The sequence below is a fragment of the Aminobacter sp. Y103A genome (genome assembly GCF_030294925.1).
GTDB classification, from domain to species: domain Bacteria; phylum Pseudomonadota; class Alphaproteobacteria; order Rhizobiales; family Rhizobiaceae; genus Aminobacter; species Aminobacter ciceronei.
In genome coordinates this window covers 1,404,223-1,418,175 of sequence record NZ_AP017986.1, presented here as the reverse complement: position 1 = coordinate 1,418,175, position 13,953 = coordinate 1,404,223, and the positions used below count along the sequence as shown (strand labels likewise).

Annotated in this window: 13 protein-coding genes; 3 read left to right on the top strand and 10 right to left on the bottom strand. The window is 60.6% G+C overall.

Annotation, left to right across the window (positions count from 1 at the left end; all coding sequences use genetic code 11):
* Nucleotides 1–21: 21 nt before the first annotated feature.
* From trbJ to Amn_RS06795, 9 genes are all read right to left on the bottom strand, one after another.
* Nucleotides 22–747, bottom strand: coding sequence for a P-type conjugative transfer protein TrbJ (trbJ, locus tag Amn_RS06835; protein WP_065004902.1), 726 nt, complete (start codon nucleotides 745–747; stop codon nucleotides 22–24).
* Complete coding sequence (gene trbE, locus Amn_RS06830; protein WP_202330392.1) at nucleotides 744–3,194, bottom strand: conjugal transfer protein TrbE; 2,451 nt, start codon at nucleotides 3,192–3,194, stop codon at nucleotides 744–746. The genes trbJ and trbE overlap by 4 nt, the downstream gene beginning before the upstream one ends.
* Nucleotides 3,188–3,460, bottom strand: coding sequence for a VirB3 family type IV secretion system protein (locus Amn_RS06825; protein WP_006329217.1), 273 nt, complete (start codon nucleotides 3,458–3,460; stop codon nucleotides 3,188–3,190). Before Amn_RS06825 ends, trbE begins: the two co-directional genes overlap by 7 nt.
* On the bottom strand, nucleotides 3,460–3,768 hold the full coding sequence (locus Amn_RS06820) for a TrbC/VirB2 family type IV secretion system protein (protein WP_286295268.1): 309 nt from the start codon (nucleotides 3,766–3,768) through the stop codon (nucleotides 3,460–3,462). Before Amn_RS06820 ends, Amn_RS06825 begins: the two co-directional genes overlap by 1 nt.
* Before the next feature lie 11 nt (nucleotides 3,769–3,779).
* On the bottom strand, nucleotides 3,780–4,748 hold the full coding sequence (gene trbB / locus Amn_RS06815; protein ID WP_202295876.1) for a P-type conjugative transfer ATPase TrbB: 969 nt from the start codon (nucleotides 4,746–4,748) through the stop codon (nucleotides 3,780–3,782).
* Nucleotides 4,745–5,158 (bottom strand): hypothetical protein, encoded by a 414-nt coding sequence (locus tag Amn_RS06810; protein ID WP_006329210.1) that lies wholly within the window; start codon nucleotides 5,156–5,158, stop codon nucleotides 4,745–4,747. The genes trbB and Amn_RS06810 overlap by 4 nt, the downstream gene beginning before the upstream one ends.
* Nucleotides 5,159–5,276: 118 nt before the next feature.
* Entirely contained in the window at nucleotides 5,277–7,307 is a 2,031-nt protein-coding gene (locus Amn_RS06805) for a conjugal transfer protein TraG (protein WP_202295878.1), read from the bottom strand.
* Nucleotides 7,308–7,973: 666 nt separating this feature from the next.
* Nucleotides 7,974–8,363 (bottom strand): hypothetical protein, encoded by a 390-nt coding sequence (locus Amn_RS06800; protein ID WP_172352291.1) that lies wholly within the window; start codon nucleotides 8,361–8,363, stop codon nucleotides 7,974–7,976.
* Complete coding sequence (locus tag Amn_RS06795) at nucleotides 8,354–8,752, bottom strand: hypothetical protein (RefSeq protein ID WP_172347046.1); 399 nt, start codon at nucleotides 8,750–8,752, stop codon at nucleotides 8,354–8,356. The genes Amn_RS06800 and Amn_RS06795 overlap by 10 nt, the downstream gene beginning before the upstream one ends.
* A 302-nt stretch (nucleotides 8,753–9,054) precedes the next feature.
* On the opposite strand from Amn_RS06795, the gene Amn_RS06790 reads away from it, so the two are divergent.
* Nucleotides 9,055–9,345 carry a ZinT/AdcA family metal-binding protein gene (locus Amn_RS06790; RefSeq protein WP_286295265.1) on the top strand — a complete coding sequence of 97 codons (291 nt, stop codon included), beginning with the start codon at nucleotides 9,055–9,057 and terminating at the stop codon, nucleotides 9,343–9,345.
* 1 nt (nucleotide 9,346) lies between these two features.
* Here the strand turns inward: Amn_RS06790 and hemN are convergent, their stop codons facing one another.
* Nucleotides 9,347–10,672 carry an oxygen-independent coproporphyrinogen III oxidase gene (gene hemN / locus Amn_RS06785; RefSeq protein WP_286295264.1) on the bottom strand — a complete coding sequence of 442 codons (1,326 nt, stop codon included), beginning with the start codon at nucleotides 10,670–10,672 and terminating at the stop codon, nucleotides 9,347–9,349.
* 1,341 nt (nucleotides 10,673–12,013) lie between these two features.
* On the opposite strand from hemN, the gene Amn_RS06780 reads away from it, so the two are divergent.
* Both Amn_RS06780 and Amn_RS06775 read left to right on the top strand, forming a co-directional pair.
* Nucleotides 12,014–13,177 carry a porin gene (locus Amn_RS06780; RefSeq protein WP_286295262.1) on the top strand — a complete coding sequence of 388 codons (1,164 nt, stop codon included), beginning with the start codon at nucleotides 12,014–12,016 and terminating at the stop codon, nucleotides 13,175–13,177.
* Nucleotides 13,178–13,509: 332 nt separating this feature from the next.
* On the top strand, nucleotides 13,510–13,773 hold the full coding sequence (locus Amn_RS06775; RefSeq protein ID WP_006329192.1) for a hypothetical protein: 264 nt from the start codon (nucleotides 13,510–13,512) through the stop codon (nucleotides 13,771–13,773).
* The last annotated feature ends 180 nt before the right edge of the window (nucleotides 13,774–13,953 follow it).

Here is a 13,953-nt window from a genome sequence, read left to right as displayed (position 1 = left end):
TCGTCGTCAAGAGATTGGTGATCAGTTGCCGGGATAGGCCGTGCCTGTGCCGAGGAAGCGCTTTGTCGTCTCGCGCGCGGCCTCCTCGGACTGCGCCTTGCGCGCCGCATCCTCGGCCTCAGCGCGGAACTGCGTTGCGAGCAGCGTCTGGATCTGCATCTGCTGCTTGGTCGAAAGCGCAAGGAGCTGGTTAGTGGCCTGACTTGCCTGAAGCGCACCGGCCGCGCCTTGGCTGCGGTTGACGAGATCGGCAAGCAGGTCGCCATCACCGCGAACATTCTCGACGATCTGCGACTGAACACCCATGGTCTGACGGAATGCCTGCATTGCGCTTTGCCAGCGGTCACGTGCGGCGCTCGCTACATCGCTGACCTTGATCGTGGCGTCGTAGCTTTCCGGATATTGATTACGCCACTGGTCCTGAAGCTTGTTGAGATCAAAGCTCAGGCCACTTGCCTGGTCCATCAGACCGTCGATCCGTTGGAGCGAGCCGGTAAGCTGACCCACGGAAGAAAAATCCAGACTCTGAAGATTGCGTGCCATGTTCTGCAGCACGGTCGCCTGGTTCTGGAGCGACTGGATCTGGTTGTTGATCTGCTCCAGCGAGCGCGCCGCCGTGAGCACGTTCTGAGCGTAGTTCGACGGATCGAACACGATGAGCGCGTAGGCCGGCTGCACGTAGTCGGCCATCGGCTTGGCGATCAACGAAAGGGTGATCAGGCCCGAGAGAAAGCGGCGCCGCATCATGACGATTGCTCCTTGGTTGGTTGAGGGAATTGCTGGAGAAGCTCGGCCGCCCAATCGAGGCCGCGGGCGCCGAGGAAGCGAAAGACAAAGCTGTCCTGCCCGTGCTCGGACAGGACCCTGTCGATCAGGCTTTGCGCGGCTGGACCCGAGGCGCCGCAAAGTGCAAGCGCGATGGGGCCGAGCCCGAGCTCGAAGAGACGGTTGCCGCAGCGCGACTGCAAATAGTAGTGCCGCTTCGGCGTGGCCCGGGCGATCAGTTCGATCTGCCGGTTGTTGAGACCGAAGCGCTCATAGGCAGTCCGTGCCTGCGGTTCCACGGCACGATCATTGGGGAGAAAAATGCGCTGTGGGCAGCTCTCGATGATCGCCGGCGCTATTGCAGAGCCGGCGATGTCGGCAAGCGACTGCGTGGCGAAGATCACCGATACGTTCTTCTTTCGCAGCACCTTCAGCCATTCGCGGATGCGGGCAGCAAAAAGCGGATTGTCGAGATAGACCCAGGCCTCATCGAGCATGAGCAGCGTCGGTCGCCCGTCGAACCGCTCCTCAAGGCGATGGAAGAGATAGGTGAGCACAGGCAGCACAGCGCTTTGGCTATGCATCAGCTCCTCGGTCTCGAAGCACTGCACATCCGACAAGGCCAGCCGATCGTCATCGGCATCGAGCAATCGGCCGAAGGGACCGTCGAGCGTGTAGGGCATTAAGGCGGACTTCAGTGCATTGGACTGAAGCAGGACCGACAGACCGGTCAGCGTGCGCTCCTGCGCCGGCGCGGTGGCGAGGCTGTTGAGCGCCGACCAGATCGCCTCCTTCACCTCCGGCGTGAGGGTGACGTTCTCATGGGCAATCAGGCCGGCGATCCATTCAGCTGCCCAGCTGCGCCTACCCTGATCACCGATATTGCGCAGTGGCTGGAAGGCAAGCGCACCGTCCGAACCCAAGACATGATGCTCTCCACCCATGGCGAGCGTTGCCGCGCGCGCCGAATTGCCTTTGTCGAAGACATAGACCTGCGCGCCGGCATAGCGACGAAACTGCAGGGCGATCAGGGCAAGCAGCACCGATTTTCCGGCGCCGGTCGGTCCAACGATCAGCATGTGGCCGACATCTTCGACATGGGAAGAAAGCCGGAACGGAGTCGACCCGCTGGTTTCGGCGATGAGGAGCGGCGGGGCCTCTCGTCCAGTGACTTCAGCCAGATGCTCGTTCGCCGCAGGACCGGCCCACACCGAGGAAAGCGGCATGAGATGGGCAAGGTTCAGCGTGTGAACGAGCGGCTGACGAACGTTGGCATAGACATGACCCGGCAGCGAGCCGAGCCAGGCTTCGACCGCATTGACGCTTTCGCGGATGGTGGTGAACCCGAGCCCATTGATGATGCGCTCGACCGCGCGAAGTTTCTCAGCGGCGGCTTGGCGATCCTCGTCCCATACCGTCACCGTTGCAGTGAGATACCCGAAGCCGACATGATCGCCGCCCAACGCCTGAAGTGCTTCATCGGCGTCGAGCGCCTTATTGTCGGCGTCGCTGTCGACGAGCGGAACGGGTTCGTTGCTTACAACCTCGCGCAGGATTGCGACGATCGATTTGCGCTTGGCAAACCACTGCCGGCGCAAGCGGGTCAGCGTCTTGGTGGCCTCGGTCTTGTCGAGCGGAATGAAGCGCGTCATCCAGCGATAGGCGAAATCCTGATGATTGAGGGCATCGAGGATTCCGGGCCGGGTGAGGTTCGGAAAGCCGAGGATGGTAAGTGTGCGAAGATGTTGCTCACCCAGCATCGGCTCCAAGCCGCCGGTAAGCGGCACATCGACCAGGATGCCGTCCAGATACATTGGCATTTCCGGCACGGCGACCGGATGGCGGCGGGTCGAGATCGTGTCGTGCAGGTATGTCAGCGTCTCGGCGTCATCGAGCGGACGCACTTCGGGCATGAAGCCCGACAGAAGATCCAGCACACGGTCGGTCTCGTCACGGAACCGCGCCATCTCCTGGCGCCAGTCTCTTTCGCCTTCTGAATGATGCGAGTCGACGAGCGCGCTTTCCGCCCGCGCCTGGGCGTCCGGTGGCGGCATGGACAGCAAGGTCAGGTGATAGCGGCTCTCGAAATGCGCGACCTTGCCTTCGAAGGCAGCACGCCGTTCTTCATCAACCAGCCATGACGCCGCGTCCGGGAAACGCGAGGACGGATAGCCCAGCGCTTCGATGCGCTCGGCCTCGAAAAACAATGTCCAGCCGGAGCCAAAGCGTCTAAGCGCATTGTTGGCCCGGGCGCAGATGCCGATGAGTTCGGCTTCGGTCGAGCTTTCCAGATCGGGCCCGCGAAACCGAAGAGTCCGCTGAACGCTGCCGTCCTTGTTGAGCACGATGCCGGGCGCCACCAGTGCTGCCCAGGGCAGATGGTCGGCAAGCCGGTCGGCCTTGCCGCGATATTCCGAAAGGTTCAGCATGCGAGCCATCCCCTCAGGCGAAGGTGACGGACAAGCACGCTGGCAAAGTCGGGATCGCGCCTTGCGGCAAAGACCGCGAGCGTGTGGCCGCCAAGCCAGAGCACTAGCCCGGCAATCCATTGCTGCAAGCCTAGTCCGATGGCCGCAGCCACCGTGCCGTTGAGGATCGCCACCGCCCGCGGCGCGCCGCCCAGCAGGATCGGTTCAGTCAAGGCCCGGTGAACGGGAACCTCGAAGCCCTCGATATGTTGCACTCCGGCGGCCATCAGACGAGCGCCCCGCCGCCGAAGGAGAAGAACGAGAGGAAGAAGTTCGATGCGGCGAAGGCGATCGACAGGCCGAAGACGATCTGAATCAGCCGGCGGAAACCGCCTGCAGTATCGCCGAAGGCAAGGGTCAAGCCGGTGGTGATGATGATGATCACCGCGACGATTTTGGCGACCGGTCCCTGCACCGATTCCAGGATCTGCTGCAGCGGCTGTTCCCAAGGCATGCCGGAGCCGGCAGCGTGCGCCGGAACTGTGAGAAGAAACGCGAGCGCGGCAAACGAAAGAAAGCGGAGCTTCTTGCGCATAAGGGGGCCTTTCAGAGTTGCTGGAGTTGCGGAGGCGTGAGTGGGGTGAGGGCGTAGTCGCCGCTGCCGTCGAGACCTGTGACCTCAGCGATTGCATCGATGCGGCGCGACGAGCCGCGCCCCGCGATGAAGACGATGAGATCGATGGCATTGGCGATGAGGCGGCGCGGCACGGTGACGACAGCTTCCTGTGCAAGCTGCTCGATGCGATAGAGGGCAGAGCGCGCCGAATTGGCATGAACCGTGGCGATGCCGCCGGGGTGCCCGGTGTTCCATGCCTTGAGCATGTCCAGCGCTTCCGCGCCCCTGACTTCACCGACGATGATGCGGTCGGGGCGGAGCCGGAGCGTCGAGCGCACGAGATCGGCGAGTGTGACCGAGCCCCGCCTGGTTCTCAGGGCAACGCAGTCCTTTGCTGCGCATTGCAGTTCGCGGGTGTCCTCGATGAGGATCACTCGCTCGTCGCATTCGGCGACTTCGGCCAGCAGCGCATTGGCAAGCGTCGTCTTACCCGACGACGTGCCTCCGGCGACAAGGATGTTGCGCCGTTCTCGGACTGCCTTTATCAACGCATCGGCCTGCAGCGGCAACATGATGCGATCCGCAACATAGTTGGCCAGCGTGTAGAGCTTTGCGGCTGGTTTGCGGATGGCAAAGCAAGGCGCCAGCACGACAGGCGGCAGCAGTCCCTCGAAGCGTTCGCCCGATGGCAATTCGGCGCTGACAATCGGATTGTCCGCATGCGCCTCGGCACGCACGTGGGAAGCGACCAGGCGGATGATGCGTTCCGCCTCGGAAGGATGCATATGCACGGCCGTATCGATTCGGCCTTCTCCCAGCCGGTCGAGCCGCAGCGCACCATCGGGATTGACCATCACCTCGATGACCAATGGATCGGCCAGCGCCTCAGTGATCGTCGGACCCATGGCGGTGCGCAGCATGGCGCGGCGTCGGTGGTCGGCCTCTGGATGAGCGCTCATCCTTCCCCTCCTCCGCCATTGTCTTTGCCAAACGAGCGTTTCCCCGATGCGATCTGGCGACCGACCTGCTCGACGAATTTGTCGAAACGCTCCTGAGCAATCGCCTGCGTCGCCTTGTCCGGAACAGGCGTGTGGGCATGAAGCGTGATCGAAAAGCGGATGAAGAGCGCCAAGCTTTCCAATGTCATGTCGACATCGCGCCTGACGTGACTGAGGTCGCGGGAAAGACGGTCCAGCCTCATGCCATAGCGCCGATCGAGTTCATTCTCGCCACGCCGCTCGATGAAAGCTTCTACGGCCTTCGCGACGACCGCGGATTTTGTGGTCGAGGGATCGCGGCTGAGGTTGTCCAGCTTCTCGCTCAATTCCGGTTCGAGCAGAAACTGGTGACGAATGCGGTGGGGCTTCATGCGCTTGTTCCAACTGGCCGGCGCTGGCGGGCCGGCGGCGGAACAAGCATTATCGAGATGCCCAAAATTGCTTACGGCCGTTATCTACGCTGAGATACGCCCGAGCTGCGGAAAGCGTTCAGAAGCCGGGGACGATATCCTTATCATCGTCCCTTCCCTCGTTGATGCCATAGGCACCTGCGACGGTGGAGATCCGGTCCATGACGCGCTTGTCCGCCATCGCCTCGCTATCATCGTCTGCGGGTCTGGACAGATCGTCCTGGTCCGGTTCCTGGGTGACGGCGGTATGTTCTTCGGGTAGGCCAGGATGGCGCTGCTGCTGAATCCCTCCCTCGTCCGCAAGCGCGGCGCCAGCGCTTTCATCGTCGGACGCAAGACGACGGTCGACGCCGCGTACTTGCCCAGTCCAATCGTCCGGCCGCGACATCGGGCAGTCCGCGTAGGGTCCGTCGCGCAACACCGGCGAAGGCAGCACCCGCTCGGTGAAATTGTGATCCTCATAGTATCGCAGCTTTTTGGCCCGGATGGGGGGCAGTCCCGAAACCAGCACCAGTTCGTCCGCGGGCGGCAATTGCATCACCTCGCCCGGTGTCAGCAGCGGGCGGGCGGTTTCCTGGCGGCTCACCATGACATGCGAGAGCCAAGGTGCCAGCCGGTGGCCCGCATAGTTGCGCATGGATCTGAGTTCCGTGGCCGTGCCAAGCGCGTCCGAGATTCGCTTGGCCGTGCGCTCATCATTGGAGGAAAAGGCAATTCGCAAATGGCAGTTGTCCAGAATGGCGTTGTTGTCGCCATACGCTTTGGAGATCTGGTTCAACGATTGCGCGATCAAGTAGGCACGAATTCCGTAACCGGCCATAAACGCGAGCGCGGTCTCAAAGAAGTCGAGGCGACCGAGCGCCGGAAACTCATCCAGCATCATGAGCAGTTGATGCTTGCGGCTCTTCTTTGGGTCACCCTCGAGGCGCTCCGTCAGCCGCCTGCCGATCTGGTTCAGGATCAGTCGCACCAAGGGCTTGGTGCGCGAGATGTCCGATGGCGGCACGACCAGATAGAGCGACATCGGCCACTCCGCATCCATCAGATCGGCAATGCGCCAGTCGCAGTCCGATGTTACCGCCGCCACGGTCGGATCACGGTAGAGGCCGAGAAAAGACATGGCGGTCGAGAGGACGCCTGAACGTTCGTTCTCCGATTTGTTCAACACCTCTCGTGCCGCCGAGGCCACGACGGGATGGACCTCAGGCTTATTGACCGAGCCGAGATGGTTGGTCGTCATCATTCGCCGCAAAGTCGCGGCAAACGAGCGTTGCGGGTCCGACAGAAAGGTGGCGACGCGGGCAAGAGTCTTTTCCTCTTCGGCGTAGAGCACGTGCAAGATAGCGCCGACGAGGAGTGAATGACTGGTCTTCTCCCAATGATTCCGCCGCTCCAGCGCGCCTTCCGGATCGACTAGAATGTCGGCGATGTTTTGGACATCGCGAATCTCGTCCGAACCTTTGCGTACCTCCAGCAGCGGGTTGTAGCGGGCCGATCGCGGATCAGTCGGATTGAACAAAAGGCAATGCGAGAACCTCGACCGCCAGCCGGAGCTCAGCTGCCAGTTCTCGCCTTTGATGTCGTGAATGACGGCCGAGCCGGACCAGGAGAGAAGGGTTGGGACAACCAGTCCGACGCCCTTGCCGGAACGTGTCGGCGCAAAGGCCATGACGTGCTCAGGCCCGTCATGACGCAGATACCGGTCCTTCAGTTTGCCGAGGAAGACGCCTGCCGGCTGAAACAGCCCTGCTTTCTCGATCTCCCGCGTCGCCGCCCATCGAGAGGAGCCATAGGTGGTGACCAAGCCGCGCTGGCGCGCGCGCCAGAGGGAACCAGCGATCGCAGCGGCACAGCCCATGAATCCACTGGTGCCCGCAAGCATGCCCGCCTTGTCGAATACCTCGGGCGCATAGGCATCGAATTGGAACCACCATTCCAACAGTTTCCACGGCTCGTAGATCGGCCAGCCAGCCGCGACAAACCATGGCGCGCCGAGTTGTTCCTGAAAGGCTAGCATATGAGCGCACCATTGCGTGGCAGCCCACACGCCGAGGAGAACGATGGCGAACACAATGGCGATCTGCCCAATCAGAAGCTTCGTGGGCGTCACTGGCTTGCTCCGCTGTTCTGGAGAGATGGATCGAGCATCGCCCGGGACGGCCGGAACAGGAATGCGCCCTATGTACGACTGGGTGCGATGAGAGGCTGTTTGGCGCGCCGTTTGCTCTCCTTCGAGGTGTATCAATATTCGCGCATTCCCGAGGACTGCTACGTCGGAGGGGACTCATATCGGTCGTGCCTATCGTGAGCACGTGGTCGGCGAGCTGGCGGTGGCGTGCGGGCAAGCCGCTGAGGAAATTCTGAACATCGAGTCCGGTCTGAGGTACAACAAGCCTATCGAGATCGGATCGCGAGGTAGCCCTGCCCGCCATGGGAATTCCTCAGGCGAGTACCGACTTATTGGGCGCTGCCTTATAAGTGGAAGGCGCCTTCCCGTTGCCTCTATCGCAGATAAGTTACCTTCCGGCCTTCGCGCTGGGTTTCCCACCTGGACTGCGTTTCAGTCTCAATTCGCTGTGCTTCTTGTGAGCCAGACACCATTTCTCGGACGGTGGATTGACGACATTCATTGTCCGACAAGCCCTCGCCGGCGATCTGTTGGGCAGAGGCGGCTATCACCCCGGCCGTGGCACATCCGCGCGCTGCAGAACCTCGATGAGCCGCCGGCTCAAACGCCCAGGCGGATGCAAAGATCCACAGATGCGTTCCGCCAGCCCTAGTTGCCAAGCATATGACCGGCATTTCGCAACGCGTCTAGGAAGAGGCCGGCATGGTGAGTGACATCGAATTTGGCCTGCATTGACACCGGCATGCTGGTCCAATTCTCCAACGGTGCAATGAAGCGGGAGAAGGTATCGTCGATGACGCAGTAGCGGCTAATAAGGCCTTGTCTGTCCAACGCCAGCACACCAATCTGCCCGCCTCGATATCGGATGGCTGCGAGCCGTTGGACCTCGGCGTCATCATCGATCCGCACATCGAAAAGCAGGTTTCCGCGGCTCCTCGCGGCTATCTCCGCCGCTTTGTCATTGAAGCTCAAGCAGAGTGAGCGGACGCTTTCCACTGCCATCTGGAAAACCAACAAATCCAGTTCATTCACGGCCATGTGGGCAGTTGAGCCAATAAATGGATGATTGCAATGTCGCACACGGCTTGTTCACAGGTGTCGGCGACTGATTGTTCGTGGCTTTCTGTCCGCTGCCGGCGATGGAATATTTGAAGGACGGCGGGTCCCGTATTTCCTGTCGCGTTGGCAACCGCGGCGGCCACCTGCCGGGCGGCAGCGGCAGAGACAATGTCATAGACAGGTGGAAGCGTGGGCTTTCTGCCCTTCAATAGTTCCCTGACCATACAGATTTGCACGCGCGGCCGCAGCTTGCCGCCCGCCTCAACGGATTCGGCTTCTCTGGCAGCACGTTCCATTGCTGCGGTCGCCTTGTTGAGCGTCACCAGAACGCCAAGCTTCGTGGCTGGCAAGATCGCCAACTCGCTCAAGCTCACGACCTCTATTCGATGGACGGGCACGGCCGTGCATCGCCGCGGCAGGGGACAACATCGTCGTGACCGACCCTCAAGCCCTATATCGTGTCGGCGGGATCGTTCAGCAGGAACGGCGAGATCGCCGTGGAGGGCAAGCCCTTCTACATCGTGGCCGGCGGCGGGAGCGGCAAGATCCACGATCAAGCAGCTGAGAAAGATCACGCATATAGCCACGATCCCGCGGTCCAGCCGATCTACATTTGAGGACGACCAGATCAAGCAGCGCGCCCTGTCGAATTTGGGTCCGGGATTGGCAGTTGGTCTATCCCTTCCTGACGATGGAACGCTCGATCCAGTCATGGCTTATAAGGCGGAGAGCGGCGACCAGAGCGCAGATGAGTACGCGCCTACTACGAGATCGGCTATCGCACCAATTCGAGCGGATCACGATCGATGGCGACACCGTGGCATTCTTCGAGGGCGGGAAGCCGCTTGAGGCCTGCTTCCCTGGCGACGGCTGTGAAATCCTGACCTCGAAGAAAGGAAACCGCATGGGCGTCAAATTCCGCTTCGGCGTCGCCTTGGCCTCCTCACACTTGGTTGGCTGACTCAGCGGGCAACCCGGTCGAGAAAAGCGTCGAATGCGGCAGCGACAACGCGCATCGCAAAGCGATGCTGCCGCCGTACGCGGACAAAACCCTTTTCGATGTCCACAATCCCGTCCTTGGCAAGCATCGCCAAGCGTTCAGCTGAATCGAGAAAATGGATCGGATCAGATCCGTGGGCGGCACAGATTGCCGGCACATCGGCCTCGAGATCGCACATTAGTCGCTCGATAATTGCGGCTCGCGCGCGGTCTTCGTCGGTGAGACGGTAGCCCTTTGACGTCGCCAGACGGCCAGCCGCGATGTGCCGGCAGTAGGAATCCCGTGTAACCTCGTTCTGAACGTAGCCCTCGCCGACACGCCCGATAGCCGACGCGCCGAAACCGATCAGGGTTTTGCAGGTGTCGGCCGAGTAGCCCAGCGAGTTGCGCCGCAGGCGACCGGTTTTCTGTGCCAGCGCGAGATCGTCGTCCGGCAAGGCGAAATGGTCGAGCCCGATCTCTCGGTAGCCGGCGGCAATCAGCGTCACGGCAATGGCCGCATCCTGTTCGGCGCGGGCAGCGCTGCCCGGAAGCGATGCCTCCTCGATGAGGCGCTGATTCTTAATAAAGGACGGAATGTGCGAGTAGCCGAACACCGCAAGCCGGTTGGGGCGCATGGCGACCGCCGCCCTCGTGGTCTCGACGCAAGACTGCACCGTTTGATGCGGGAGACCAAAGATGAGGTCGAAGTTGATGCTTGTCACTCCATGCCGACGCAGCATTTCGACGGCAGCCGCCGTCTGCGCCTCACTCTGGACCCGGTTGATCGCTTTTTGAACAATGGGATCGAAGCTCTGCACGCCGAGGCTCGCGCGGTTCACGCCGGCTGCTTGCAAGGCTTCGGCCATATCGGCCGTGAACGTGCGTGGATCGATCTCGACGGCGATCGTAGCTGTTTCCGCAAGCGCAAAGTGGCGGCGCAGGAATTCCGTCAGGGCGAGGAACTCAACTGGCCCCATGAGAGTTGGCGTTCCGCCGCCGAAATGCACATCGCTCACGGGCAGCGCCTGCGGCGCGTGCTCCGAGACCAAACGTATCTCGTCACGCAGCGCCGCCAGATAATTAACGATCGGCGCATCATGGCGGGTGATGGTGGTGGGGAAGCCGCAATACCAGCACTTTGATCGGCAGAACGGAATGTGCAAGTAGAGTGACGCCGGATCGTTAGCCGGTAGGTTCCTGAGCCATTCCTCATAAGCGTCGGCGCCGACCGCCCCAGAGAACTCCGCGACAGTCGGATAGATGGTGTACCAAGGCAGGCGGGCTTCGCGATGTTTTGTGGTCTGCAACAGTTACCGTCCCATGTTGTTGCCTTCCATCCTTACCACTGCGCTCTCCTGTGTCTTTGCGCTATATCAGTCCGGTCCGCTTTGGGCCCGATTATTTCGCAGCGATAGCCCCATTCAGCCTTGGCTGGACAGCGATGGTATGAGCACGCGCTGGTCAGCGACAAGCGCCGTGGGTTTCCCGTCGAGACTTTCCCGCACACCGTTTGGTGCTACTATCCTATCCTATCCCCTCCCTTCAGCGTCCGATGGAACGCAGCATGCCCCGTCCGACCAGTCGATTCGGCGTTGGGACCAGACTTTTGCTCGCCGGCTGGTGCGTAAATCGGCGTCACGTAGCGATACCTGGCATCTCGATGAGTTCGTCGTATTAATTGCCGGCACGAGGCTTTGGCTGTGGCGCACCGTCTGTCAGAGCGGGAATTGTGCTCGAGGAGACCGTCCAGGTCCGCCCCTGCCAAGGCTGCAAGCCTGATGAACCAATTTAGAAAGTAGCGCTACGCCAGGCGCATGATCACCGACAAATCGCGCTCCTGTGGCCCGGCAAAGCGCCGGAGTGACGCGCAACTCAAGCATCGCTCGCAGCTGACAATCGAGCGAATTCGCATGTGCTTCCGTAAAAACAAAAATGGCCCATGCACGGCTTCCGATTCAGAGAGGGGCTTGCAACGGCTCGTCTCGACCTTCCCGCCTTTCGGAACCACTTTGTCCGGACTAGCTGGAAAGCTGGTGCACCTCGCCACCGCCGAGGTGTGGCCCTTCGCCCTAACGAGGACGCTTACGCCTAGGCATGTCGGCATCAGTGGGGCATCTCGGCTGACGTACCGAGCGGTGCACTCGCATGATGTCAACAATGTCGAGGCTCAAAACAAACAAAAGCTATCGCCATTGAACGATACTGTCGCGAAGCGAACAGACGAACCATGTCCGAAACATTTGCTTTTCGTGCTCAGCTTGACCCTCAGAGCAAAAAAGGAAACGCAAGCCAAGGTCCGACGGCAAACTTGAGTGTCAATCGTAGCTTGGTCGTGAGGTTGGCACGTCGCTTGCGGGGTGATTTTCTGAAGCCGGTACGCCCGCAGCTATCGGAGATAATCATGGCGATCGACCCAGAAGTGTTTGATTCCTCCCCCGGGCATTTCAAGCAGGTGATATGAGAACAACATCTTATCGCGTGGAAGTATGATTCAGATTCATCGCCTCTGTTGTTGAATCATTATTATGACCCGTGCGTCATACTGCGATGGGCGCAGCGCGATGTGCATCGTTTTCGATTGTGGGGACAGGAAGGGGCTGGCTCGTTCGTTGACGTCCCCTTCTTTAATATTTGAACGGAGATCAAGAATGAACATCAGGAGCCTCCTGCTCGGCTCAGCTGCGGCCCTGATCGCCGTTTCCTGTGCCCGAGCCGCCGACGCCATCGTCCTGGCCGAGCCTGAGCCCGTTGAATACGTCAAGATCTGCGACGTTTACGGCGCTGGTTACTACTACATCCCCGGCACCGAGACCTGCCTGCGCATCGGCGGCTATGTCCGTTACGACATCGGCCTCGGCGATGTCGTGTCGCATGACAAAGCTAGAACCACGGATGTGAAGACTGGCGAGGCCCAGGGCATATGGCAAAACCACACGCGCTTCACATTCAAAACTTGGACCGGGCAAGAGACCGAACTCGGTACATTGCAGACCTACATCGAGACCCGCATGAACTACGGCAAGCACACCGCCTATTCCGGTTCGGACAGTCCTCGATACCATGCCTTCAGCCAAGGCATCACGTTGACTTTCGCCTGGGTTCAGCTTGGTGGCCTCCGAGTTGGCAAGGACTGGTCCGCCTTCGACATGTTTATTGGCTACGCGGGCGACGTGCTCAATCAGATGCTTATCCCGTACGGCGCCTTCGATACTAATGTGGTTCAGTACTACTTTGACGCCGGTAACGGCTTTTCGGCTGTGGTTTCACTCGAAGAAGGCTCGGGCCTGGTCGGCACCATCGACAGCTACGTTCCGCACCTAGTCGGCGGAGTGAAATACACACAACACTGGGGCGCGATCACCGGCGTTGTCGCTTATGATAGCAACTACGAATCGGTCGCGGGCAAGGTCCGCATCGACGTCGATGTTACCGACCAACTCTCGCTATTCGGAATGTTCGGCTACGGCTCCAGCGGCAAGCTCAACGATGACGTCACTAACGCAATCGACGCTCATGGTCGCGGGTTCTACAAAAGTTGGGGCGGTAACTGGGCTTTCTGGGCCGGCGCCACTTACAAGCTCAATGAGACAACTTCGTTGAATCTTCAGCTCTCGGGTGATCAGCTCAGGAACTATGGTGTCGCTGCAAACGTCGCCTATACGTTTCTTGCAGATTTCACAATTACAGCCGAACTCGACTATGACCGCTACGGCGACTTCGCCGTCGGCAAGGTCGACCCTTCCATTAGCTGGGCGAATGCCAACAAAAAGAGCAGTGTCGGCGGCATCCTCCGTTTCGAACGTTCATTCTAACGGGAGGAAGAGCTTCATCTCGGTGGCCTCAGGCGGCGAATGACGATTATGCGGGGGACCTGCCACGCCTGCGGCAGATAAGCGCTGGCACGTTTGCAATCGGATACAGCTGCGATTAGGGCGCGGCCGATGCCCCGCCTGCCGGGATGTGACAGCTGGCAAAGCGTTGCGGCAGGTTTGCTGGCGGTCCCGGCACTTGCGCTGACGCGTGCGGCGCAGTCCGGCGACACGGTGGAGGCCGCCGGCAGATGGGTGGGCGCGTGATCGCCGAAGCAATCGCCGAACTCGCCTAGTATCCCAGCTTCGATAACGACTGAATCGGCGGCGACTCAATGCAACCTTGGCTTCCGGAGACCGCGCTGACCGCCGCCGGCCTGACCGCGCTCGCCGCGCAGGATGCTTCGGACAAGCAAATCACCTGCGTCAAGGCGCCCTTCAAGTCGCTGATCGACCATGTCTTTATCTCGCCCAATCTCGTGCCGTGCGGCCACGATTTCATGATCCTCGCGCTCGACCGAACCATCGAGCGGTTCCTGGAAGTGTCCGATCATCGCCCGGTCCTCTTGCGACTGGCCGGGCCTATCGGTGAGCGTTAGATCCAGAACGAGGTTACACGGGATTCCTACAGCCCGCACATCGCAGCTGGCCGCCTGGCAAAGTCAAAGGGCAACCGTCTCACCGACGAAGACCGCGGCGAGCCGCAATCATCGAGCGAGGACGAAATAGGGACAGCGAAGGGTTTTATCCGCATGCGGCAGGAGGATCGCTTTGTGGTT